At 71.6% G+C, this 24,592-nt stretch carries 15 protein-coding genes and 1 riboswitch; of the genes, 9 read left to right on the top strand and 6 right to left on the bottom strand.

All coding sequences use genetic code 11. From position 1 onward, the window contains the following. The first annotated feature begins 31 nt into the window (after positions 1 to 31). The 6 genes from QLQ12_RS04870 (at position 32) to QLQ12_RS04845 (ending at position 8,435) form a co-directional block, all read left to right on the top strand. Positions 32 to 1,903 carry a DNA polymerase Y family protein gene (locus tag QLQ12_RS04870; protein ID WP_282757381.1) on the top strand — a complete coding sequence of 624 codons (1,872 nt, stop codon included), beginning with the start codon at positions 32 to 34 and terminating at the stop codon, positions 1,901 to 1,903. A gap of 35 nt (positions 1,904 to 1,938) precedes the next feature. Further along, entirely contained in the window at positions 1,939 to 5,259 is a 3,321-nt protein-coding gene (locus QLQ12_RS04865) for an error-prone DNA polymerase (protein ID WP_282757379.1), read from the top strand. A gap of 64 nt (positions 5,260 to 5,323) precedes the next feature. Further along, complete coding sequence (locus tag QLQ12_RS04860) at positions 5,324 to 5,671, top strand: SSI family serine proteinase inhibitor (RefSeq protein WP_282757377.1); 348 nt, start codon at positions 5,324 to 5,326, stop codon at positions 5,669 to 5,671. 77 nt (positions 5,672 to 5,748) lie between these two features. Then, the gene (locus QLQ12_RS04855) at positions 5,749 to 6,540 is read left to right on the top strand and encodes a methyltransferase domain-containing protein (protein WP_282757376.1); all 792 of its coding nucleotides are present in this window, start codon (positions 5,749 to 5,751) and stop codon (positions 6,538 to 6,540) included. Positions 6,541 to 6,548: 8 nt separating this feature from the next. Beyond that, the gene (locus QLQ12_RS04850) at positions 6,549 to 7,727 is read left to right on the top strand and encodes an alkaline phosphatase family protein (RefSeq protein WP_282757374.1); all 1,179 of its coding nucleotides are present in this window, start codon (positions 6,549 to 6,551) and stop codon (positions 7,725 to 7,727) included. Between the two features lie 318 nt (positions 7,728 to 8,045). Then, complete coding sequence (locus QLQ12_RS04845) at positions 8,046 to 8,435, top strand: DUF3040 domain-containing protein (RefSeq protein WP_282757372.1); 390 nt, start codon at positions 8,046 to 8,048, stop codon at positions 8,433 to 8,435. Between the two features lie 802 nt (positions 8,436 to 9,237). Here the strand turns inward: QLQ12_RS04845 and QLQ12_RS04840 are convergent. Genes QLQ12_RS04840 through QLQ12_RS04830 form a run of 3 tightly spaced genes read right to left on the bottom strand, consistent with a single transcriptional unit; the run spans position 9,238 to position 13,939 of the window. Further along, positions 9,238 to 11,685 (bottom strand): transglutaminase TgpA family protein, encoded by a 2,448-nt coding sequence (locus QLQ12_RS04840; protein ID WP_282757370.1) that lies wholly within the window; start codon positions 11,683 to 11,685, stop codon positions 9,238 to 9,240. After that, positions 11,682 to 12,974 carry a DUF58 domain-containing protein gene (locus tag QLQ12_RS04835; RefSeq protein WP_282757876.1) on the bottom strand — a complete coding sequence of 431 codons (1,293 nt, stop codon included), beginning with the start codon at positions 12,972 to 12,974 and terminating at the stop codon, positions 11,682 to 11,684. Before QLQ12_RS04835 ends, QLQ12_RS04840 begins: the two co-directional genes overlap by 4 nt. A 2-nt stretch (positions 12,975 to 12,976) precedes the next feature. Then, a complete protein-coding gene (locus QLQ12_RS04830) occupies positions 12,977 to 13,939 on the bottom strand; it encodes an AAA family ATPase (RefSeq protein WP_282757874.1) in 963 nt (320 codons plus the stop codon). A gap of 504 nt (positions 13,940 to 14,443) precedes the next feature. Between QLQ12_RS04830 and leuS the strand changes: the two genes are divergently transcribed. Together leuS and aroA are read left to right on the top strand one after the other, a co-directional pair. Then, positions 14,444 to 17,245, top strand: a complete 2,802-nt coding sequence (gene leuS, locus QLQ12_RS04825) for a leucine--tRNA ligase (protein WP_407651411.1) — start codon at positions 14,444 to 14,446, stop codon at positions 17,243 to 17,245. Between the two features lie 64 nt (positions 17,246 to 17,309). Continuing rightward, positions 17,310 to 18,566, top strand: coding sequence for a 3-phosphoshikimate 1-carboxyvinyltransferase (gene aroA, locus QLQ12_RS04820; RefSeq protein WP_282757367.1), 1,257 nt, complete (start codon positions 17,310 to 17,312; stop codon positions 18,564 to 18,566). 1,201 nt (positions 18,567 to 19,767) lie between these two features. Here aroA and QLQ12_RS04815 read toward each other — a convergent pair. From QLQ12_RS04815 to QLQ12_RS04805, 3 genes are read right to left on the bottom strand one after another with little or no spacing between them, the layout of a single operon-like run. Then, positions 19,768 to 20,520: a TVP38/TMEM64 family protein gene (locus tag QLQ12_RS04815; protein ID WP_282757366.1), complete on the bottom strand. Its 753-nt coding sequence runs from the start codon at positions 20,518 to 20,520 to the stop codon at positions 19,768 to 19,770. Between the two features lie 49 nt (positions 20,521 to 20,569). Next, on the bottom strand, positions 20,570 to 21,283 hold the full coding sequence (locus QLQ12_RS04810; protein WP_282757365.1) for a type 1 glutamine amidotransferase: 714 nt from the start codon (positions 21,281 to 21,283) through the stop codon (positions 20,570 to 20,572). Beyond that, positions 21,273 to 22,493 carry a Mur ligase family protein gene (locus QLQ12_RS04805; protein WP_282757873.1) on the bottom strand — a complete coding sequence of 407 codons (1,221 nt, stop codon included), beginning with the start codon at positions 22,491 to 22,493 and terminating at the stop codon, positions 21,273 to 21,275. The genes QLQ12_RS04810 and QLQ12_RS04805 overlap by 11 nt, the downstream gene beginning before the upstream one ends. A 383-nt stretch (positions 22,494 to 22,876) precedes the next feature. Then, a riboswitch (cyclic di-AMP (ydaO/yuaA leader) is annotated at positions 22,877 to 23,074 on the top strand. Positions 23,075 to 23,224: 150 nt separating this feature from the next. Here QLQ12_RS04805 and QLQ12_RS04800 point away from each other — a divergent pair. Beyond that, positions 23,225 to 23,908: a C40 family peptidase gene (locus QLQ12_RS04800; RefSeq protein ID WP_282757363.1), complete on the top strand. Its 684-nt coding sequence runs from the start codon at positions 23,225 to 23,227 to the stop codon at positions 23,906 to 23,908. Positions 23,909 to 24,592 lie beyond the last annotated feature (684 nt).

Below are 24,592 nucleotides of genomic sequence, written 5' to 3'. Positions count from 1 at the left end.
GGCGAGCGGGAGGTGAGAGGACGAGCGAGAGATGGGGGGAGTCGTGGAGGCGGCGGTTCGTACGTTGCTGGTCTGGTGTCCGGACTGGCCTGTCGCTGCGGCGGAGATCGTGGCGGGGGTGGATTCCGCAGCGCCGGTCGCGGTGTTCTCCGGGAACCGGGTGCTGGCCTGTTCGGAGGCGGCCCGCCAGGAGGGGGTGCGGCGCGGACTGCGGCGACGCGACGCGCAGGGACGGTGCCCGCATCTGGTGGTCGTCGAGCATGACGCGGGTCGGGACGCGCGGGCCTTCGAGCCGGTGGTGGCGGCGATCGAGGAGGTCGTGGCGGGCGTCGAGGTGCTGCGGCCGGGAGTGTGTGCGGCCGCGGTCCGGGGGCCGGCCCGGTATTTCGGTGGGGAGGAGGCCGCGGCGGAGCGGATCGTCGAACAGGTCGCGCTGGCCTGTGCGGTGGAGTGCCAGATCGGGATCGCCGACGGGGTGTTCGCCGCCGGGATCGCGGCACGGACCGGGCGGATCGTGGAAGCGGGGAAGAGCAGGGAGTTCCTGTCGTCCGTACCCGTCGAGGCTCTTGAGGAGCCGGAGTTGACGGACCTGCTGAAGCGGCTGGGGGTGGTGACCCTCGGGGATTTCGCGGCGTTGCCGGCGGGGGATGTCCTGACCCGGTTCGGGTTCGAGGGGGCGCTGGCGCACCGGCTCGCCTCGGGCGGTGACAGCCGGCCGCTCGCGCTGCGGAAGCCGCCGCCGGATCTGGCGGTGGAGGAGACCTACGACGAGACGCTGGACCGGGTGGACGTGGCGGCCTTCGCCGGGCGGGTTCTGGCCGAGCGGCTGCACGAGCGGCTCGCGGGGCACGGGCTGGCGTGCACCCGGCTCGGGATCGAGGCGGTCACCGCGGACGGGCAGGAGTTGCTGCGGGTGTGGCGGCACGACGGGATGCTGACCGCCGCGGCGATCGCCGAGCGGGTGCGCTGGCAGTTGGACGGCTGGCTCACCGGCGCCCGGCGAGGGCGGGTGGAGCGGCCCACCGCGGGACTGGTGCGGTTGCGGCTGGTGCCGGACGGCGTGCTGGCCCATGTCGGGCTGCAACCCGGTTTGTGGGGTGAGACCGGGGCCGGGCGGGAGCGGGCGCATCGGGCGTTCAGCCGGGTGCAGGGCCTGCTGGGGCCGGGGGCGGTGGTGACGCCGGTGCTCGGTGGTGGGCGGTCGGTGGACGACCAGGTGCGGCTGGTGCCCTGGGGCGACGAACGGGAGCCGGAGCGGCCGGCCGCGGTGCACGTGGATCCGATTCCCGGGATCGAGGTGGTTCCGGTGCTGAACCGGGCGGTCTCCCCACCACTGCGGCTGGTCACCGTGGATCAGGGCGAGGACCCCGGCGAGCCGGGCGACGGGCCGGGGACCGGCTCGCGCCGTGGGCTGGTCCTGGTCAACGGCGGCTCTCCAGAACGGTGGGGTGAGCCCGGCGCGGGCGATCAGGCGAGGGATCCCGCGGAGCCGGAGACCGGCGATTTCACCATGGTCGAGGTGCGGCCGGGACGGAGACGGCGGCCGGGTGGCAAGGCGGCCCGCCCGCCCGCGCTGCCGCCGTGGCCGGGACGGCTGCCGAAGCCTTCGCCGGCGGTGGTGCTGGCACATCCGTTGCCGGCCGCCGTGCAGGACGCGGCCGGCCGGCCGGTCGGGGTGAGCGCCCGTCTGGAGCTGACCGGGCTGCCGGCGACTCTCCGGATCGACCGCCGCCCGCCGGTGGCGATCACCGGCTGGGCCGGACCGTGGCCGGTGGACGAGCGCTGGTGGGCGTCCGGCGAGGCCCGCCGCCGGGCCCGCTTCCAGATGGTGCTGGAGGACGGCCGGGCGCTGCTGCTGTCCCTGACCGGCGGCCACTGGCTCATCGAGGCCGTCTATGACTGAGCGACGGGCTGAGCGACGGGCTGAGAGGGGGGACGATGGGGTTCAGTAATCCGGATATCCCCTGGTCACAGTTGGAGGGGACGCTGTCCGGGCGGCTGGTGGTCGATCCACTCGCGGTGGACGGCGACGGCGGCGATTCGCCGGCCTGGACGAGGAAGCGGGAGCCTTACCGGCCCGGCCCGGGGCTGGTCCGCGCGGAGACCACGACGGAGTACGCGGAACTGCACTGCCACACCAACTTCAGTTTCCTGGACGGGGCCAGCCATCCCGAGGAACTGGCGGAGGAGGCGGCCCGGCTCGGTCTGACCGGGCTGGCGGTCACCGATCACGACGGCTTCTACGGTGTGGTCCGGTTCTCGCAGGCGGCCCGCGAGCTGAACCTGCCGACGATCTTCGGCGCCGAGTTGTCGCTGGGCCTGACCCGTCCGCGCAGTGGCGAACCCGATCCAACAGGTCCGCACCTGCTGGCTCTGGCACACGGCCATGAGGGGTATGCCCGGCTGGCCCGGGTGATCTCCGAGGCGCAGCTGCGCGGTGGGGAGAAGGGCCGTCCCGACTACGGCAGTCTGGAGCGGGTCGCCGAGCTGCTGCGCGATCACGTCCTGATCCTGACCGGCTGCCGGAAGGGCACGGTCCCGCTGGCTCTGGCGACCGAGGGGCCGGAGCGGGCGGCGTACGAACTGGACCGTCTGGTGAGCAACTTCGGCGCCCCGAACGTGGCCGTCGAGCTGACCGACCACGGCGACCCCTACGACGGCGACCGTAACGATGTCCTGTTCGACCTGGCCCGCAGCCGTCGTCTGGAGGTGGTGGCCACCGGCAACGTGCACTACGCGGTTCCGTCGCGTCGCCGGCTGGCGACCGCCCTGTCCGCGGTCCGCGCCCGCCGGAGCCTGGACGAGATGGACGGCTGGCTGCCCGCGGCGGGTACCGCCCATCTGCGCGGCGGCGAGGAGATGGCCCGCCGTTTCGCCGACTATCCGGGGGCGGTGGCGAACGCCGCGATGTACGGCAAGGATCTCGCGTTCAGCCTGGATCTGGTCGCGCCGCGGCTGCCGGAGTACCCGGTCCCTCCGGGCCACACCGAGATGAGCTGGCTGCGTGAGCTGACCATGCGGGGCGCCCGGGAGCGGTACGGGGACGATCCGTCGGCCTACCGGCAGCTGGAGCACGAGCTGCGGATGATCGAGGAGCTGGGGTTCCCCGGCTACTTCCTGGTCGTCTACGACATCGTCGAGTTCTGCGGGCGGGAGAACATCTACTGCCAGGGGCGGGGTTCGGCGGCCAACTCGGCTGTCTGTTACGCGCTGCGGATCACCAACGTGGACGCGGTGAAGCATCGACTGCTCTTCGAGCGGTTCCTCACCCCGGAGCGGGACGGCCCTCCGGACATCGACGTGGATATCGAGTCCGACCGGCGTGAGGAGGTGATCCAGCACGTCTACGGGAAGTACGGCCGGCAGCACACCGCCCAGGTCGCGAACGTGATCTCGTACCGGCCGAAGTCGGCCGTGCGGGACATGGCCCGGGCGTTCGGCTTCTCGCCGGGCCAGCAGGACGCCTGGAGCAAGCAGATCGACCGCTGGGGCGACGTGGCGTCCGGCGACACCGACATGCCGGAGACGGTGCGGGAATTCGCCAACGAGGTGCAGGACTTCCCGCGCCACCTGGGCATCCACTCCGGTGGCATGGTGATCTGCGACCGGCCGATCATCGAGGTCTGCCCGGTGGAGTGGGGCCGGATGCCGGGCCGCAGCGTCCTGCAGTGGGACAAGGACGACTGTGCCGCCGTCGACCTGGTCAAGTTCGACCTGCTCGGCCTCGGGATGCTGTCGGCGCTGCACTACGCCTACGACATGATCGACGACGAGCTGGACATCGGGACGATGCCGCTCGACGACCCCGAGGTCTACGAGATGCTCTGCCGGGCCGACTCGGTCGGGGTGTTCCAGGTGGAGAGCCGCGCCCAGATGGCCACGCTGCCCCGTCTCAAGCCCCGCGAGTTCTACGACCTGGTCATCGAGGTGGCCCTGATCCGTCCGGGGCCGATTCAGGGCGGTTCGGTCCACCCGTACATCCGCCGGAAGAACGGCCTGGAGAAACCCGCCGTGCCGCACCCCAGCATGGAGAACGCCCTGGCCAAGACGTTGGGGGTGCCGCTTTTCCAGGAGCAGTTGATGCAGCTCGCGATCGATGTGGCCGGCTTCGACCCCGCCGAGGCCGATCAGTTGCGGCGCGCGATGGGCGCGAAACGGTCCATGGAGAAGATGGAGAGGATCAGAAAGCGACTGTACGAGGGGATGGCCGCCAACGGGATCGCCGGCGAACTGGCCGACGAACTGTTCGTCAAGCTGTCCGCGTTCGCCAATTACGGCTTCCCGGAGAGCCACGCGATGAGCTTCGCCTACCTGGTCTACGCGAGCGCCTGGCTGAAGCGGTACCACCCGGCGGCTTTCTGCGCGGCGCTGCTCAACGCCCAGCCGATGGGTTTCTACTCACCGCAGACGCTGGTCGACGACGCGCGCCGGCACGGTGTGGAGGTGCGGCGGCCGGATATCAACCTCAGCGACGCGGCGGCCACGTGCGAGACCACGTCGGCGAGCCGGCGAAAGAGCGACCCCGGAGAGCCTCCGCACGCCTGGGGGATCGGTGGTCCGGCGGTCCGGCAGGGCCTTTCCCGCATTCGTACGATCGGCGCGGAGCTCGCCGAGAGGATCGAGCAGGAACGGCGCACCCATGGTCCTTATCGGTCGATGACGGATCTCGCACGGCGTACCGGATGCTCTCGAACTCACCTGGAGGCTCTCGCCACCGCCGACGCCTTCGCGAGTTTCGGGCTTTCGCGCCGTGAGGCGCTGTGGGCGGCGGGAGCGGCCGCCCAGGACAAACCGGACCGCCTGCCGGGGACGGTGACCGGCACCGAGGCGCCGATGCTGCCCGGCATGAGCGAGGTGGACGTGCTGGTCGCGGACGTGTGGGCGACCGGGTTGTCGCCCGAGACGCATCCGGCGAGGTTTCTGCGGCCCGAGCTGGACCGGGCCGGCGCGTTGCCGATCGCGGCGTTGTCCGAGGTGGACGGCGGTACCCGGGTGCGGGTCGGTGGGATCGTCACACACCGGCAGCGGCCGGCGACGGCGGCCGGGGTGACCTTCGTGAACCTGGAGGACGAGACCGGGATGCTGAACGTCACCTGCTCGCCGGGGCTGTGGCTGCGCTACCGGCGGGTGGCCCGGAGCAGTGCGGCGCTGCTGGTGCGCGGCCGGCTGGAGAAAGTGGAGGGGGTGATCAATCTGGTCGCGGACCGGCTCGACGCGGTGTCTCCGCCGGTGGCCACGACGTCCCGCGATTTCCGATGATTCGCACCCTTAGAGGTGTACGGTGCACTCGAAGTCATCCGGGGGGTGCGTCATGATCCGTACGATGATCGGTCTTGTTACGGCGTTCGCCGTGCTGGCAGGCCCGGCAGGCCCTGCGTCGGCGTCGGCCGACACCAGCCTCACACTCACCAACCAGGCCAAGACGGTCAAGCTGACCTGCGGCCCGGCGGGTGGCGGCCATCCGAAGGCGGGCCAGGCCTGCGCCACGCTGAGCGGCATCGGCGGCAACCCGGCGAGGCTCAAGGGCGGCGACTCGCTCTGCATGCTGCTCTACAAGCCGGTCACCGCGCGGCTCAAGGGCACGTGGCGGGGGAAGACGATGAAGTGGCAGCAGACCTACGGCAACAGCTGCGAGATGGCCCGCGCCACCGGTGTCCTGTTCGACTTCTGACCGGCCCCGGCAGCCCGGCCCGTCCAGCCGGGACGCCGATCCCGGTATGTGGTTGGCGTGACGGTTAGGCTGCTGCCGTGGAAACTTCAGCGCGTACCGGCCGCCCGCACGTCACGGCCCGCACCGCCGCGGTCTGGGCAGTGCTGCGCCGTGAACTCGACCGCCAGGCCGGCCGTGAACTGACCGTGCTCGACGTCGGCGGTGGGACCGGTGGCTTCGCCGTGCCGCTCGCCGAGGCCGGCCACACCGTCACCGTGATCGACGCCAGCCCCGACGCCCTCGCCGCGCTCACCCGCCGCGCCGCCGACGCCGGCGTCGCCGATCGGGTCCGTGCCGTGCAGGGCGACGGCGACGCGCTCGCCTCCCTCGTCGAACCGGGCGCCGCCGACCTGATCCTCTGCCACTCGGTGCTTGAGGTCGTCGACGAGCCGACCGGCGTGGTCTCCGCCATCGCGGCCGCGCTCCGGCCCGGTGGCGCGGTCAGCCTGCTGGTGGCGAGCCGGGCGGCGGCCATCCTCGGCCGCGCCGTCAACGGCCACCTGAAAGCGGCGTCCGCGCTGGTCACCGACCCGGCGGGCCGTGCCGGCCCGCGTGACACCCTGCTGCGCCGCTACGACGCGGTGGGCGCCACCGCTCTGCTCACCGACGCCGGCCTCACGGTCGAGGAGACCCATGGGGTACGGGTGATCGCCGACCTGCTGCCCGCGACAGTGCTCGAAGAGGACCCGCAGGCTGTCCTGGAGCTGGAACTGGCGCTCAGCAGCCGGGCGCCGTTCCGGGACGTCGCCTCCCAGTTGCACCTGTTCGCCCGGCGCCCGGCCGCCGAGCACACCGGAGCGTTCAGCGGGGTCGTCCCCGGCCGGTCGTGAGCCTCCCCGTGCTCCCTCCCGATCCGGATGCTCCTCCGTTTCCTGGCGACGGGCTTTCCGCGGAGGCGTTCCGGATCGTCCGGCCCGCCTACGGCGCCGGGAGCCTGGCCGACCTGCTGCCGAGCGTGTGCGCCGTCCTCGGGGTGCCGGGGGCGGTGGACGTCCTGGGGCTCGGCGGGCGCCTGGACGGGGTGGACCGCGTCGGGGTGCTGCTGGTGGACGGACTGGGGGCGTACCAACTGCCATTGATCGCGCCGTTCGCCCCGGTTCTCACCGAACTCGCCGGTGATCTCACGCTGACCACCGGCGTTCCCTCCACCACGCCGGTCAGCCTGGTCACCGTCGGCACCGGCGTGCCGCCGGGCGCACACGGGGTGCTCGGTTTCACCGTGCGGCGGCCGGACGGGCGGGTGCTCAACCACATCCAGTGGCAGGACGACCCGGACCCGTACCTGTGGCAGCCGGTGCCGACCGTGCTGGAGACCGCCGCGGCCGCCGGCGTGGCGGTCACCGTGGTCAGTCGATCGCTCTATCGGGGCACCGGGCTCAGCACGGCGGCCAACCGGGGCGGCCGGTACCACGTCGCGGACGACGGGCCGGCGGTGGCCGACGGGATGCTGGCGGCGCTGCGCTCCGGGCCCGGCCTGGTCTACGGATACCACCCCGACCTGGACAAGGCCGGGCATGAGGAGGGCGTCGGCTCCCCGTCCTGGCGGGAGGCGGCCCGCGGCGTCGACCTGATCCTGGACCGTCTCGCGCACGGCCTGCCACCCGGCGCCGCGCTGCTGGTGATCGCCGACCACGGCCAGCTCAACGTGCCTCCGGACGGCCGCCACGACCTGTCCACCGGAGTGCTGAGCGACGGGGTGGCCGGTGTCGCCGGAGAGCCCCGGGCCCGATATCTGCACGTCGCGGACGGCGCTCTGGACGACGTGGTGGCCAACTGGCGGAGTGTGCTCGGCGACGGCGCCCGGGTGCTGCGCCGGGACGAGGCGATCGCCGAGGGCTGGTACGGCCCGGTGCCGCCCGCCCATGCCGGGCGGATCGGTGACGTCGTGGTGCTGTGCCAGGGGAGAACCGTGGTCGTCGCGCCTGGCTGGGAGCCGGAGCGGGCCGGTCAGCTCGTGGCCTACCACGGTTCGGTCACGGCGGCCGAGATGACCGTCCCGTTGGTGATCATCCGATAAGATCTATTTGCGTCAGTCGATTTGTCTACCTTCCGGCAGTGTCTCTCCCGATCATGTATTGAGGCAGGTCACAGGCCGTGATCAGGGCCACAGGCTGCGGTGACGGACGGGTTGTGCGACGGGATGATCGGTCTTTTGGGACGAACCGATCTTCCGGTCCCGGAAAATCACCCGCACTCGGCGGTCGTCCCGCTTTCCGACCCGCCGACCCGCTCGTAGACTTGCGTGTTAAGGCAGCCGACGGCTGCCCCGCATCACCACACCTGCACCACCCCGACCCCACCCACGGGGCCGGACATGCGCCCGGGGAGGAATGCCGTGCCGCTCTCGGAGCACGAGCAGCGGCTGTTCGATCAGATCGAGCGGTCGCTTGCCGAGGACCCCAAGTTCGCCTCGGCTGTGCGGGCCAGCGACCCGCGTTTCCACGCACGGCGCCGGCTCCTCGTTGCCGCGTTCGTGATCGTCCTTGGTCTGGCCCTGCTCGTCTACGGAGCCGTCAGCCAGAACACGCCGCTCGGCGTCGCCGGCTTCGTCGTGATGCTGGGCTCGGCCGCGTTCGCGATGCAGTCGAGGCGACGCATCCAGACCCCCGACCTGAAATCGGTCGGCGGCACAGCGTCACGCCGCACCCGCCAGGGCCGCAAGAGCGGCGGATTCCTCGAACGACTCGAGGACCGGTGGCGTCAGCGGCCGGAGGGGCATCGCTGACCCCAGCCGAGCCGGCTCGAAGCCGGTTCCCGACGAACGGCGGCCGGCTCCGGCCGCCGTCGTCATGCTTCGTGCCCTTCACACCGCAAACCTCCCCGGCCGGTTCCCTGAAGCGCCGCCCGCGCCTCACCCACGCCCGCGCCGCCCCCACGCCGGGCCGCGCCCCGTGCTCGTGCCCGGATCCGGGCAGCGCCCGCGCCCGCGCTCCCGTAGGGCTGCCGGGCCTCTCGTCTGCGTTCGGCTTTCGTGTCCGGGTTGTCACGCGTCCCCGTTCACGCTTCGCGTAGCCGACCCCCGCCGTGCTGGGATTCGCCTCCGGTGGCGAGCTCACAGGACGCCGCCCGCTTTCGTGCCGTTCCGGGGGCCTTCGACGCTGAGATCGAGCTGACCGTCGGCACCGTCGTGATCATGAGCGCTGGCCACCGTCGAGTAACCGTCAACCGCCCGAACGTCGCCCCGCCCTGATGAACGCGGCCCGCTGTTGCCCTGCTTGAGCTGGCCCGGACGGACCCGGCCGTCGCGCAAGCAGGTAATGGGATGCCAGTGACCTATGTGGGCTACGGCTGGTGGGGTCGGCCGTAGCTCAGGCAGGTCGTGGGGTGTCGGCGGCCTGTGTGGGCTACGGCTCGCCGGGGTGGGCAGCAGCCCGGTGCCGGCCGGGCGGCCCGGACGCGGCTGGGCGTCGCCTGGTAGCCCCGGGACCGGGTGGTTCGGCGGGACGGGGTGGCCGTACCTGATGAAATGGTGTGCGGAATGCGGAAAGGCGCCACCTAGCAGGCGGCGCCTTTCCGGGTGAGGTGGGTCAGCGGGTGCGGGTGAGCAGCCGCCGCGGATTGAAGCGGGTCAGGGCATCGCGGAGGCGAGTGAGGCGTTCCGCGGCGCGGGTGGACCACTCGGCGAGGCCGAGACGCCAGCTGAGCAGCACCGACGGCGGCAGCAGCGTGGCCCGGAGACGAACCCGGCGGGACGCCGCCACGGACATGCCGGAGCGGATGCGGCGGAGCGCGGCGGTCAGCTCGGCGCCCTGGAGAGGCTGCCGGGCGTAGCGGGCGCGTTCCTCGGCCGTGCCGAGCAGGGTCGCGGCCTCGGCCGGTTCGCCGGCCAGGGACAGATCGCGGACCAGGCGCTGGGCGGTGATCCGTGGTGTCTCCGTCGGGTCCACCGGAACGCGGAAGTCGACCATCGAGTCGATCAGCTCGTCCCAGGCGGCGTGTGCGTCCTCCCGGGCCTGGCCGGCCACACCGGTGACCGTGATGTCCGTGATGGTGTCGCCACCGGTGGCCGACAGGACCGTCGGGGCGGCCGGGGCCGTCACGGCGTGCCGGCGGCGGCGCACCATCACCCGGCTGAGAGCCGGCACCAGCAGCAACGCGATGAGCAGGGCGATCCCGGCGGCCACCCACACGCCGGTCCAGGAGGTCTCCTCGGCGACCGGGCCGGTCGTGCTGCCCGTGTTCGTCCCGGGTTCGGGCCGGTTGGCGCCGTTGGCCGCGCCCGGGTCGCCTGAGGAATCGACGCCGGGTACGGCGGCGCCGGTCGACGACGAGGCGACCGGGGCGGGACGGTCGACGTCCGGCGCCCAGGCGGACCGGGCAGATCCGGTCACTCCGGCCGTCGGGGTGGCGTCGAACGGCACCCAGCCGAAGCCCTGGAAGTAGACCTCGGTCCAGGCGTGCGCGTTGCGGTTGCTGATGTTGAAGACGCCGTTGCCGCCCGGGGTGCCGCGGGTGAAGCCGAACGCCACCCGGGCCGGGATGCCGGCGGCCCGGACCATCCAGGCCATCGCCGCCGCGTACTGCTGGCAGTAGCCGGTCCTGTTGGTCAGGAAGTCGGCGATCTCGGAGGCCTTGCCGGTCGACGGGGCGCTCAGGTCGTACTTGAAGCCGTTCTCCTTGGAGAACCAGTCGTAGATCGCCCGGACCTTGGCGTAGTCGTTGTTCTTGCCCGCGGTCAACCGCGCCACCTCGGTCTCGACCGTGGGGTCGCCGGGGGTGGCGGTGTAGGCGCGCAGTGGGTCGTTGGCCGCCAGCGGTTCGGCCTGCTGCAGTTGCGCGGCGGTGTACCGGGCGCGCAGGTAGGTGATCTGGTACTTCTGTTCCCGCGTGGTGTTCCGGCCGGAGAAGAGCACCTGCTGGTCGGGGTCGTACGACCACGCGCCCTTCAGGTCCTTCACCCCGGTCGGGTACGTGTACAGCGGCGCCATGTTCTGCTGGAGGTCCTTGGTGACCTCGATCGTGGCGGAGTACTCGTCGAATGCGGCGTTACCGCTGGCCGGCAGCTGCCGCGGGTCGGGCAGGCCGTCCGACAGGGCGCCGCCCTTGGGCGACTGGTGCCCGAAACCGTTCTCGGTCAGCACGTCGGCGACCCCGAACCGCATGTAGAACGGCTCTTTCTCGGTGGTGGTGACCTTGAGCAGGGGGACCGTCGTGCTCAGGTTGAGCTGGCCGCTGAGCGAGGCGAACAGGTTGATCCGCCCGCCCGGGCCACTGCCTCCGGCACCGCCGGGCCCGGCGCTGCTCGCGGTCCACCGGGCGAGCAGGCCACCGTTGACGGTCGGCACACCCAGCGGCAGCACCACGGCCACGAGCACGCCGATGACGCCGATCCGCCGGCCGGCCGCGGCCAGCGGCGACGGCTCCCAGACGTCGACGTCGCGGCCGTCACCGGTGAACCGGCGGCCGAAGCGCCGCACCCGGTCGACGTTGTCGGCGACCAGCAGCCACAGGAAGCCGGCCGCACCGACGACGAACGGGATCGCCGGGACACTCTCGGGATAGACGGCGACCGGGATCGAGTAGATGGCGAGCATCGGCAGCCCGGCCAGGGCCGGGCGGCGGAACACCGCGGTCAGCAGGTCGACCGCGATCGCGACCACACCGATGCCGAGGACCGCGACGAAGTGCAGCCCGTCCCGGTCGGGCACCGGCACACCGTAGGCGCGGGTGTCCTCGCCGGCCTGCCGGATCAGATCGGCGAAGTGGGCGAAGGTGTCCGGGTCCGGGATGATGATCTCGTTGCCGCTGGGAAAAATCCAGGTCAGGGCCAGGAGCAGAGCCGCTCCCATGCTCAGTCCCTGCGCCCAGGTGGGGAACCGGAAGGTCCGGGTGGCCACCGCCGCGCCCTCGATCAGGAAGAGGGTGATCATCGCGAGCATGATCCAGGTCCACGACCCGAAGATCGCGGACAACGGGGCGGCGGCGAGGAGCGTGGCTCCCGCGGCCACCAGGCCGAGACGGCGCCGCCCGGTCATCGGATCACCCCGCCGACCGTCTCCGCCATCGCGGCACGGTAGGCGAAGCCCTGCGAGCCCCGGGCCACGCTGGGCCAGAGCGCCGGAAGGGTGTCGCCGTGGTTCACCGGCACCGACCGCCAGCCGGCCCGGATCAGGGCGACGGAGGCGGCCGCGTGCTCGCGGGCCGACTCCGGAGCGGCCGCCGACGGCAGCCATGTGGACGTGTCGATCGCGAAACCGATGCAGGTGGCGCCGTTGCCGCGCAGCCCGCTCAGGAGTTCCGCCTCGGCCACGGTCAGGGCGCCGAACAGGCCGATCACGAGGCCTCCGTCGTTGCGCCGGCGGACATGCTCGATCAGCACCGAGATGTCGCCACTCTGGTCGGTGGTCACGTCGGCCAGAGTGTCCAGGATCAGGCCCTCGCCGCCGCCCTCGGACGCGTCGATGTCGGTGCCCGAGCCGGTCACCATCCGCACCTTGTAGCCGGACTCGCGCAGGTGCACCGCGACGCTGGCGGCGGCCGAGACCGCCCACTCGAAGCTGGCTGTCGGGCCCTCGCCGCGGTGGGCGTAGCCCCGGGTGTCGAGCACGACCGTGGCCCGGCTCTCCCAGGGCTGCTCCTCGCGGCGGACCATCAGTTCGCCGGTCCGCGCGGTCGAGCGCCAGTGCACCCGGCGCAGGTCGTCGCCGCGGCGGTACTCGCGGGTGGCCGCGTCGTCCTCACCGTGCACCGCCACCGAGCGGGCCCGGCTCTCCCCGGTGCCCGCGTACTCCCCGGCCAGCCGGACCCGGGGCAGCGGGACCACCTGCGGGATCACGATGAGCTTGTCCACGCTCGGGAACGACCGGGTCAGCTCGCACAACCCGAACGGGTCGGTGAGCCGGACCATCAGCGGGCCGATCGGGTAGCGGCCACGGACGTCGGCCCGCACCGTGTACGCCACCGAGCTGGCCTGATGCGCCCCGAGCCGCTCCAGCACGACCCGGGGACGGCTGCCCAGGGCGTAGGGCAGGCGGTCCTCCAGCAGCATGGTGCCGGTGGGCAGCCGGGACAGGTTCTGCAGGCGCAGGATGACCCGCGCGCTGGACCCGACCGGCGCCCGGCCCGGCTCCAGTGACCGGGTGCAGGCCAGCTTGTACCGGCTGCGGCCCACATACCAGGCGGCCAGCAGCGGCAGGACGCCCAGCAGCACCGCCACCCGCAGCAGGTCACGCTCGCCGAGGATGAGCGCCGAGATCGCGGCGGCGATCCCCGCGGCCAGGAACGAGCGGCCGCGCGTGGTGAGTCCCCGCAGCGCCTCCCGCATGCTCATCGCCCCCGTGACTCGTACGGGGCGCGGCCGTCCCGGGTGTCATAGGGATTGGTGCGTGCCTGCGGCAGCGGCAGCCGGTGCACGATCTCGGCGACGATCGCGTCGGTGGTCCGCCGGTTGAGCTGCGCGTCCGCGGTCGGGATGATGCGGTGCGCGAGCACCGGCACGGCGAGCGCCTGCAGGTCGTCGGGAAGCACGTAGTCACGGCCCTCGAGCGCGGCCACCGCCTTGGCGGTGCGCATCAGCTGCAGCGTGCACCGGGGCGACGCGCCGAGCCGGATCTCCGGAGCCTCGCGGGTCGCGGTGACCAGCGCGATCGCATACTGCTGGACGGCGTCGGCGGCGTGCACCGCGCGGGCCGTCTCGATCAGCCGGCGGACCGTCGCCGCGTCGGTCACCGCACGCAGGTCGTTCAGCGGGTCGTGGTCGTTCTGCCCGGCGAGCATGGCGAGCTCGGCCCGCGGGTCGGGGTAGCCCATCGCGATCCGGGCGGTGAACCTGTCCCGCTGAGCCTCGGGCAGCGGGTAGGTGCCCTCCATCTCGATCGGGTTCTGCGTCGCGACCACCATGAACGGCGCCTGCAGCTCGTAGGTGGTGCCGTCGACCGTGACCTGCCGCTCCTCCATGCACTCCAGGAGAGCGGACTGCGTCTTGGGCGAGGCCCGGTTGATCTCGTCGCCGACCACCAGGTTGGCGAAGACGGCGCCCGGCTTGAACTCGAAGTCGCGCGTCTCCTGGTTGTAGACGCTGACCCCGGTCACATCGCTGGGCAGCAGGTCGGGGGTGAACTGGATGCGTCGCACCGAGCAGTCGATCGATCGGGCGAGCGCTTTGGCCAGTTTCGTCTTACCGACGCCCGGCACATCCTCGATGAGAAGGTGGCCCTCGGCGAGCATGACCGCGACCGCCAGTCGCACCGTCGCGCTCTTGCCCTCGATGACCTGCTCGATGTTGGCCATGATGGCTTGTGTCGCGGCGCGGAACTCCGCGCTGGTCAGCGGGCCTGCCGGATCGCCCCAGGTCGGCGTTGTCACGGGCCTCCTCCATAACGTGTCTACCCGCAAGGACGGAGATCACCCACCGTCAAGGGGCACCGCAAGGTAGCGGGCGTCCAGCGGCCGTGGGCCTCCGGCGCTCGCCGCCCGTCCCCACAGGTTAGCCCCGGAGGCGCGCAACGCCGAAAGGCCTGATCGGGAGGTATTCGGGACGAACGCGGGCCATCCGCCATCCCAGGCCGGTCGCCTGTGGACAGCCGGGAGTATGTCACGCGCACGCCATACCGGTCGCCGTCCGTAAGGACGGAGGAGTATCATCCAACGCATGGCTCGGTCTGTTCTGCTCCTTAGCCGGCCGTGCTGATCCGCTGACCCGCGCGGACCAGGCACGGCAACCCCTCCTGTGCGAGGGGCTTTTTTATGCCCTTTGCAGGTCCTCCCTTTAAAGACGCCGAAGACGTAGACGAGATGGTGAAGATGAGCGACACCGAGACCCCGCCCTTCCGTTACACCGCCGCGCTGGCCGGCGAGATCGAGCAGCGCTGGCAGGACTTCTGGGACGCGAACGGGACGTTCTACGCGCCAAACCCGGCCGGCGAGCTGTCCGACCCCGCGCACCCCCGCGCCGGTGCGCCCAAGCTGCACGTCCAGGACATGTTCCCGTACCCGTCCGGCGCCGGCCTGCACGTCGGGCACCCGCTGGGCTACATCGGCACCGACTGCTACACCCGCTACAAGCGGCAGGCCGGCTTCAACGTGCTGCACCCGATGGGCTTCGACGCGTTCGGCCTGCCCGCCGAGCAGTACGCGGTACAGACCGGCACCCACCCGGCGGTCACCACCGCGGCGAACGTCGAGCGGTACCGGCTGCAGCTGCGCCGGCTGGGCCTGGCGTACGACGACCGGCGTTCGTTCTCGACCACCGACCCGGAGTACTACCGCTGGACCCAGTGGATCTTCCTGCAGGTCTTCAACTCGTGGTTCGACCCGGCGGTGAACAAGGCTCGCCCGATCAGTGAGCTGATCGCCTCCTACGAGGCGGGCGAGCGGGGCCCCGAGTGGGCCGGCCTGTCCGCCGTCGAGAAGCGCAAGCTGATCGACGGCCACCGCCTGGCCTACGTGAGCGAGGCCCCGGTCAACTGGTGCCCCGGGCTGGGCACCGTGCTGGCCAACGAGGAGGTCACCCCGGACGGCCGCTCCGAGCGCGGCAACTTCCCGGTCTTCCAGCGCAGCCTGAAGCAGTGGATGATGCGGATCACCGCGTACGGCGACCGCCTGGTCGAGGACCTGGACGCGCTGGACTGGCCGGAGCCGGTCAAGCTGATGCAGCGCAACTGGATCGGCCGGTCCCGCGGCGCACACGTCGACTTCCCCGTCGGCGAGGAGAACATCCGCGTCTTCACCACCCGCCCCGACACGCTGTTCGGCGCCACCTACATGGTGCTGGCCCCCGAGCACGAGCTGGTCGACAAGATCGCCGCGGCGGAGTGGCCGGCCGGCACGAAGCAGGTGTGGACCGGCGGCCACGACAGCCCGGCTCAGGCGATCGCCGCGTACCGCAAAGCCGCCGCCGCGAAGACCGAGGAGGAGCGGACGTCCGACGGCAAGGTCAAGACGGGTGTCTTCACCGGCGCCTACGCGACCAACCCGGTCAACGGGGCACGCGTCCCGGTCTTCATCGCCGACTACGTGCTGGCCGGCTACGGCACCGGCGCGATCATGGCGGTGCCCGGGCAGGACGAGCGCGACTGGGCGTTCGCCGAGGTCTTCGAACTGCCGATCATCCGTACGGTGAAGGCGCCCGAAGGTTGTGAAGGCGCTTTCACGGGCGACGGCCCGGCGATCAACAGCGACTGGCTGGACGGCAAGGAGGTCGCCGAGGCCAAGGCCGCGATGATCACGTGGCTGGAGGAGAACGGCAAGGGCACCGGCGCGACCACCTACCGCCTGCGGGACTGGCTGTTCAGCCGCCAGCGGTACTGGGGCGAGCCGTTCCCGATCGTCTACGACGAGACCGGCCTGCCGGTCGCGCTGCCCGAGTCGATGCTGCCGGTCGTGCTGCCCGAGACGGACGACTTCTCGCCGCGCACCTTCGACGCCGACGACGCGAACTCCGAGCCGGAGACCCCGCTGTCGCGCAAGAAGGACTGGGTGCAGGTCGAACTGGACCTGGGCGACGGGCTGAAGACCTACACCCGCGAGACCAACACCATGCCCCAGTGGGCCGGTTCCTGCTGGTACGAGCTGCGCTACCTGGACCCGAAGAACGACAAGGCCCTGGTCGACCCGGCCAACGAGGCGTACTGGATGGGCCCGCGGTCCGACGGCGACCCCGGTGGCGTCGACCTGTACGTCGGCGGTGTCGAGCACGCCGTGCTGCACCTGCTGTACGCCCGCTTCTGGCACAAGGTGCTGTTCGACCTGGGCCACGTCTCGTCGTTCGAGCCGTTCAAGAAGCTGTTCAACCAGGGCATGATCCAGGCGTACGCGTTCCGCGACGACCGCGGCGTCATCGTGCCCGCCGAGGAGGTCGTCGAGCGCGACGGCAAGTGGTTCCACGGCGACGCTCCCGTGACGCGGGAGTACGGCAAGATGGGCAAGTCGCTGAAGAACGTCGTCACCCCCGACGAGATGTGCGAGCAGTACGGCGCCGACACGTTCCGGGTGTACGAGATGGCGATGGGCCCGCTGGACGTCTCCCGCCCCTGGGAGACCCGCGCCGTCGTCGGCTCGCAGCGCTTCCTGCAGCGCGCCTGGCGCCTGGTCGTCGACGAGGAGACCGGCCTGCCCCGGGTCACCGACGAGCCGCTGGACCCGAAGACCCGCAAGGCCCTGCACCGGATCATCGCCGGGGTTCGCGAGGACCTGGAGGAGCTGCGGTTCAACACCGCGATCGCCAAGCTGATCGAGCTGACGAACACGCTGACCCCGCTGCCCACGGTGTCGCGTGAGGCGGTCGAGCCGCTGGTGCTGATGATGTCGCCGTTCGCGCCGCACCTGGCCGAGGAACTGTGGGGCAAGCTGGGGCACGCGGGCTCCCTGGCGTACACGGACTTCCCGATCGCCGACCCCGCCCAGCTGGTCGCCGACGCCATCACCTACCCCGTGCAGGTCAACGGCAAGGTGCGTGGCCGGGTCGAGGTCTCCCCGGAGACCGGTGAGGCCGAGGTGCGCGCCGCCGCCCTGGCCGAGGTGGCCGAGGCGCTGGGCGGCAAGGAGCCCAAGAAGGTCATCGTGGTGAAGGGACGCCTGGTCAGCGTCGTCGTCTGACCAGTGTTCGGAACGGCCCGCCTCCGCTTGCCGGGGCGGGCCGTCCGCCTGTTTGGATGAGGCCATGCCTGACGTGCTCGCAGTCGAACCGTTGACCACGCCCGTCGACGCCACCGTCCGGCCGCCCGGCTCCAAGAGCATCACCAACCGGGCCCTGCTCTGCGCCGCCCTCGCGCCCGGCACGTCCACGCTCACCGGGGCGCTCTTCGCCGACGACACCCGCGCCATGATGAGCGCGGTCGCCGCCCTCGGCGCGACCGTCGAGCCCGACGAGCAGCGGAGCACGGTCGTGGTGACCGGCGTCGACCCCCGGGTGGCCGGCGCGCCCGGCTCGGTCGACGCGCGCCAGTCCGGGACCACCTCCCGCTTCCTCCTGCCCGCGGCCGCGCTGTTCGCCGGGCGCACCGTCGTCGACGGCGCCGAACAGCTGCGGGCCCGCCCGTTCGGCCCGGTCCTCGACGCGCTCCGGCAGGTCGGGGCCGACATCGAGGAACTCGGCCGGCCCGGCTGCCTGCCGGCGGCCGTGCATGGTCCGGCGCACGGCGGCTTCGTCGAGGTCAGCGGGCACATCTCCAGCCAGTTCCTGTCCGGTCTACTGATGGCCGGGCCGCTGATGGACCGCGGCCTCGCCGTCTCGCTGACATCGCCGCTGGTGTCGGTGCCCTACGTCGAGATGACCCAGTCGGTGATGGCGTCCTTCGGCGCGGTCGTGAACGGACTCACCGTCGAACCGGGCGGCTACCGGCCCGCGGACTACGCGATCGAGCCGGACGCCAGCGCGGCCTCGTACTTCCTCGGCGCGGCGGCGATCACCGGCGGGCGGGTCACGGTCTCCGGCCTCGGCGCCGGCAGCCTGCAGGGCGATGTGCGGTTCGCGGACCTGCTCGAACGGATGGGCGCGTCGGTGACCCGAACCGCCGACTCACTGACCGTCCGAGGCGGCGGCCGCCTGCAGGGCATCGACGTCGACATGGCCGACATCTCGGACACCGCGCAGACGCTCGCCGCGGTCGCGGTCTTCGCCGACTCGCCCACCCGCGTCACCGGCATCGGCTTCATCCGCAAGAAGGAGACCGACCGGCTCGCCGCCGTCGTCACCGAACTGCGCCGGGCCGGCATCGACGCGGTCGAGGACGCCGACGGGTTCACCATCCACCCGGGTGCGCCGCGGCCCACCAGGTTCGCCACCTACGACGACCACCGGATGGCGATGAGCCTGTCGCTGATCGGGCTGCGCGCGCCGGGCATCGAGATCGCTGACCCCGGGTGCGTCGCGAAGACCTACCCCGCCTACTTCACCGACCTCGCCACCCTCACCTGACTCGCCGGGCGTCCGCGCGGCCACGGCCGCTGCACACCCGCTCCGCTATGGGTGCGGTGGGCGATCAACTCACCCGCTCCGCTGTGGGCGCGGCAGCGATCAACTCACCCTTATTTCAACCCATGTCATACGGCCACCGAACGCGACGTGACATCCCCTCCACCGGGCCGCAACCAGGAGCATCAGCCGCCGGACATCCGAGTCGACGCCACTGTCAGCAGTCGCCGGCGGGGGTGTGCCAGCAGCTATCGATCGTGCCAGGCGCGGCGCGGCCCGGCGCGGTCAGCCGTCGCTGAGGCGTGTCACTGCTGGCTCGTAACGTGGCTGTGCGACGGTTGGCCGCACGTCTCCCGTTCCCCGATCACCGGGCTTGGCGCTGTGCGGGGGTTCTCGGGGCGATGTCCGCCTTCAGGTCACGTTGACTGCGAACGGTGGTTCTGATCGCCGTCCCGTCAGCACCGGCCGAGCGTCCTGATGGCCGGGGCAGGGGCTGGCCGAGCGTCCTGATGTGCCGGGTAGGGGCTGGCTGAGCGCTCTAGTGTCGGCAGGGCTGGGCTACGTGTGACGTGCTATGCGCCGCTGTTTCGTGTGATCGCTGCTCCTGTGATCTCGGAGCGTTGCCCACCGTTTCGGGTGGTTGGCGCATCAAGGTCGCGGGATTGCCGGTGACCGCGGACTCATCCCGGCGGTCGCGCTGCGGCCGCGCGCCGGGGGCGGCCGCGTCGGAGGCCCGTCACCCGTGGTTGCGATTGGGGGAGTGCCTGGCCGTACGAAATCGAATGGTTGTCGATCACCGCATCGCTCGTCATCGCCTCAGCGATCTGTGCGGATCGTTCCGGAGATGCGGAGCCGATCACACGGGACCGAAAATGGCGGGCGACGTGGTGTCTCGCTGGCGCCGTGACGGCGTGAGCTCTGTGAGCCAGCCGGGGCGGCCCATACGCGGTGGCGCGGTGGCGCCGACGGGGCGAGCCCGCGGCCGTGGGGGTCACGCGGTGGCGGGATATGGCCATGTGGGATCCGGCGGGGCGGCGCCGTCTGGGGCGCGACGTGGCCTTCTGGGTGAGGTGGGGCGGGGCCGTCCTGGGGCGCGACGTGGCCTTGTGGGTCAGGTGGGGCGGAGGCCGTTTGGGGGTGCGGCACGGCCTTGTGGGTCAGAGGCCGTCGGGGTGTCAGATGGGGCGCGGCGCGGCCTTGTGGGTCAGGCGGGGGCGGGGGCGGTTGTGGCGTTCGCGGCGGCGGCGCGGCGGGAGGTATGACGCCAGCGCAGGACGATCGCGGTGGAGAGGACGAAGCTGATCACCGCGGGGATCAGGGTGAGGAGGTTCATCTCGCCGGGGGCGACGACCGCCGCGCCGATCACGGCGTAGGTGATCGTCGACGGGATGGCGGCGATCGTGGTGCCGAGCAGGTAGCGCTTGCGGCAGACGCTGGTGGTGCCGTAGGCGTAGCCGATCAGGCCGAACGGGGCCAGCGGGAGGAAGCGGACCAGCAGCACCGCGGCCAGGCCCCGGCGGTTGAGCCAGCCGTCGAGGCGGGCCAGGCGACTGCCGGCGCGGGCCTGGAGAGCGCCGCGGCCGGCCCAGCGGCCCGCGTAGTAGGTGGCGACCGCGGCCATCACCGCGGCGGCCAGCGCGGCGGCGGAACCGTTGACGACGCCGAGCAGCGCGCCGCAGGTCATGGTGATCAGGGTGCGGGGGACCAGCACCGAGAGCAGCATGCCGCCGAGGACGGCGACCGCGAGGGCGGCGCTGGGGCCCATGGTGGAGAGGGTGTCGGCGATGTCACGGAGCGGGAGCATCGCCGCGACCCCGCCGAGCGCGGCGACACCGGCGCCGAGCAGGCCGAACCGGACGAGACGGCGCTTCCAGCCGGGAGCTGCGGGGTCGGCGTGCTCAACTGCCTGAGGGTCCGCGGGATTGGCGCCCCGCGGGGCGATCAGGATGTCGGTCATGCAGGCCTACCGCCCCAACTGTCGTCGGTCAAGGACAAGGTCGTGCTGGTTACGCCGGGGTCGGTGCGGCGAGTCGTTCGCCTCTGAGCCGGTCGGCCCAGGTGTCGTCGAGCGGGGCAAGCCTATCCGCGCCGGTGGCCCAACGCAGTAGCAGATCGGCGAGCGCTGGGTTGCGGGCGAGCGCCGGGCCGTGTGAGTAGGTGCCCAGGATCTTCCCCGCCCAAGCGCCCTCGGTCTGGCCGTCGTTGCCGATCCCGGCGGTCACCCGGGCCAGCGGCGCGGCGCTCGCACCCAGATGGGTACGTCCGCCGTGGTTCTCGAACCCGGTCAGCGGGGGCAGGCCGAGCCGGGGGTCGATGTCGCCGCGCAACTCGCCGACCGCCCGGGTCTCACCTCGGTCCGAGGTGATGTCCAGCAGTCCCAGCCCGGCACACTTCGCTCCCTTGGCATAGAACGAGTGACCGAAGAGCTGGTAACCGGCGCAGATGGCGAGGACCGCGGCGCCCTGTGCGACGGCCTGGTGCAGGCCGCCGTCGGTGATCAGGCGCTGCGCGGCGAGAGCCTGTGGGCCGTCCTCGCCGCCGCCGATCAGATAGATGTCGGCGGTGTGCGGCATCGGCTGGTCGGAGCGGACCTCATAGGTCTCCACCGGGATACCGCGGTCGGCCGCCCGGCGGGCCAGGATCAGCATGTTGCCGCGGTCGCCGTAGGTCGAGAGCAGATCCGGGTAGATCCACACGATCCGCAGGGCCTCAGTTGACACGGTCCAACTCCGCTCGGATGTCCTGGAACGCCGTGTAGTTGGCGATCACTTCGAGGCGGCCGGGTGGGACGGACCGCAATGCCTCGTCGAAAGTCTTTACGTGCCGGAACGGCACCTGGTTCACCTGAAGACGGACGGCCAGGTCGTACGCCCGGTCGCCGGTGATCAGCACCGGCCGGTCGCGCAGCGGCGAGAAGTCGACGTCGTAGAGCCACGACGTGTCCAGGCCGTCGGGGTCGCGGGCGTTGATCGACAGCAGCGTGGGCGCCTGGTCGGCCATGTCGAAGGCCTCCAGCCAGCTGGCCGGGTTCTTCGCGAGCAGCAGCCGGATGTTGCGGCCGTCCCGGTCGACCTGGGCGTACCGGCCGGCGATCGACGCGACCCGGGCGAGCCGGGGCAGCGCCTCGATCGGGCGGACCCCGAACTCGCCGGCGACGGCCAGCGCGGTGGCCGCGTTGCCGATGTTGACCTTGCCGGGAAGCTGGAGTTTCACCAGGTGCCAGTCGCCGCGGGGATCGATCACACCCTCGTCCTCGACGGCCCAGTGCGGGCGGGGCCGGCGCAGCGGGCAGCCGGTGCACCACCAGTCGCCGTCGGCGCGCTCGATCGGGTGGCCGCTCTCCGGGCACACGAAAGAGTCGTCGTGCCAGCGCTGGCCGGCACTGAACCAGGTGGTCTGCGGGCTGTTGCCGGCCGCCCACACCACCATCGGGTCGTCGGCGTTGGCGACCACCTTGATCTCGGGGTGGCCGGCGAGCGCGGTCTTCCACAACTGCGCCATCATCGCCACCTCCTTAGCCCGGTCGAGCTGGTCGCGGGAGAGGTTGAGCAGCGCGACCACGCGGGGCCGGGTGGCGTCGATGACCTGGGCCAGATAGTGCTCGTCGACCTCGAGGACGGCGAACGGGGTGTGCCCCTCCTTCGCCAGGGCCGAGGTGTGCCCGGTCGGCATGTTGGCGCCGAACGAGTTGGTGGCGACCCGGCCGAGGACCCCGACCGCGGCCGCGGTCAGCCGGGTGGTGGTGGTCTTCCCGTTGGTGCCGGAGACCAGAGCGACCGCGCGGCCGGACGCGAGGTGGGCCAGCAGATCGGGGTCGATCTTGAGACCGATCCAGCCGCCGATCACCGAGCCGTCGCCGCGTCCCGCGGCCCTGGAGAGCGCCGCGGCGGTCTTCGAAACCGAGGTCGCGACCTTGGCGATGAGTGGCATCTTCCCGTCCGTCACGCCAGCGAGGGTACCGGAAGCGAACGTTACGTCGAGTTGCCAGACCGTCAAGATCACGGTGCATCCGGCGTTTTCCCCGGTCCGGGCTTTTCGGTCAAGCGACGAGCTGATCACACTACTTTTTGTGTGTTCTGGTTCACCCGTAACCTTCTACGGCGCGTGGTCATCTGATCACTTTCGGTACTGGCATTTGTCCCTTGGAGCTAGCAAACTGGACACAAGTACGTGTGCCAATCACGGAGAGTGATTGCGCCCACGCTGACGATCATGGGGCGATTCGGGTACCAAGGAACCCGTCGGCGGCAACCGCTCGCCGGCCGCACCGGATCGGTTCACGCCGAGCCCTGCCCCGGGCCTGATGGTGCGACACCGCAGTTGAGCCAGACCACGACCAGGCATTCGGGGGCAGGGACGGGGGACCCAGAACCGGTCTCTCCCGCGTCACCGGGCTTCGGCCCACGTGACAGACCCGGGAGGACCTTGGGGTGAAGCCGCCCACCCGCGGCCGGGCATACCTTCCCGCCCGAACCCGACAGCTAACCTCGCAGGCGTGCCGGAGGGATCCCTTCACCGTGCACGAAAACAGTTCGAGCCGTCGCCGCCGTAACTCTGTCGGCACCGGAACCGTCGCACTGTCCCTGGGCCTCTGCCTCTGTGCCGGGCAGCTGGTCGCAGCTTCCCCCGCAGCGGCCGCAGCGCCCATCAACGCCACCCCGGTGGCAGCAGCGACCACGGCCGCCGTCGCGGCCCCGACGATCACGCCACAGCTGGGCGCGTCGACCAGCACGCGAAACCTTCCCTGGGGCTCCACCCTCAAGGTCACCGCGAAAGTGATCGACCCGTCCACCGGTCAGGTCGCCAAGGGCACGGTCCGTCTGCAGGCCTGGGACAAGGGCGCCTGGCGCACCCTCGACACCAAGACGGTCAACGGCAGCGCGGTCACGCTCACCGCGAAGCCCACCTCCACCTCCTGGGTCCGGACCGCCTTCACCGGCGCGGGCTACAGCGAGAAGGTCTCCACCAAGGTCAAGGTCAAGGTCAAGGCCAGCGGCTCGAAGGTCCTCGCCGAGGCGAAGAGGCACAAGGGCGCGCTGTACAAGTACGGCGCCTCCGGGCCCAAGCGTTTCGACTGCTCGGGCTTCACCAAGTACGTCTACAAGAAGACGACCGGCAAGAGCCTGCCCCACAAGGCGAACCTGCAGCAGCGGCACGGCAAGGCCGTCGCGAAGAGCAAGAAGCAGGTCGGTGACCTGATCGTCTTCCGGAGCGGGTCGTATGGCTCGCACGTCGGGATCTACGCCGGCGACGGCTATGTCTACGACTCGCCGCGCACTGGCAAGCGCGTCGGCAAGCACAAGATCTGGAACAACAACTACGTGGTGCGTCGCCTGGTCGCCTGACCGCAGGCGGGTCGCGGCCGGCTCCCGGGGTGGGATGCGCGGCGGTCGCGGTGAGCATCGCGGTGGGTGTCGCAGTCAGCGGTAAGTGCCGCAGTAAGTAAGGAATAGCAGTGACGCCCGTGGGGCCGCGATCCGGTTCGGATCGCGCCCCACGGGCGTTGCCGTTTCCAATGCCGGCCGGACGCCGTCGGCCGCGCGGCCCGCACCGCACCGCACCGCGCTGCGTGGCGTGGCGTGGCGTGGCTCGACCTGCGCTGTTCGCCTGCCTACCCAGGGTGTCCCGCCCGCCCTCAAGCCCGTCTACCTGAACGGGGCAGCGCAGCCCGTCTGTTTGCTCGGCGTGCGCCGCCCGGTTACCGAGGCAAGTCCGCCACGGGCAGGTTTGCCGACTGCGCCGCGGACTCCGTCGAGGCATTCCTGAGCGGCTGGACCAAAGGCAACCCTGAGCAGCTGGACCAAAGGCGACCTCAACAATGTCGGCATGTCTGCCGGTCCGGCATGTCTGCCGCCCTGCCCGGTCCGTCTGCCAGGCTCGCCTTCCTGGTCTGTGTGCAGGCTCGACCCGGCCGCCTAGACCTCCGGCCCGGCCTCCGGCGTGTCCCGTCCCGTCTAGGTCCCGGCCGGCCCGACTCGGCCGGCCCGGCTGCCGCCCGCCCGCCCGCCCGCCGGCCGGCGGGCGGGCGG

The sequence above is a fragment of the Actinoplanes sandaracinus genome, from assembly GCF_030009775.1.
Taxonomy (GTDB): Bacteria; Actinomycetota; Actinomycetes; order Mycobacteriales; family Micromonosporaceae; genus Actinoplanes; species Actinoplanes sandaracinus.
The sequence above is the reverse complement of the archived record's forward strand: the minus strand, read 5'-3'. Positions and strand labels throughout refer to the sequence as shown.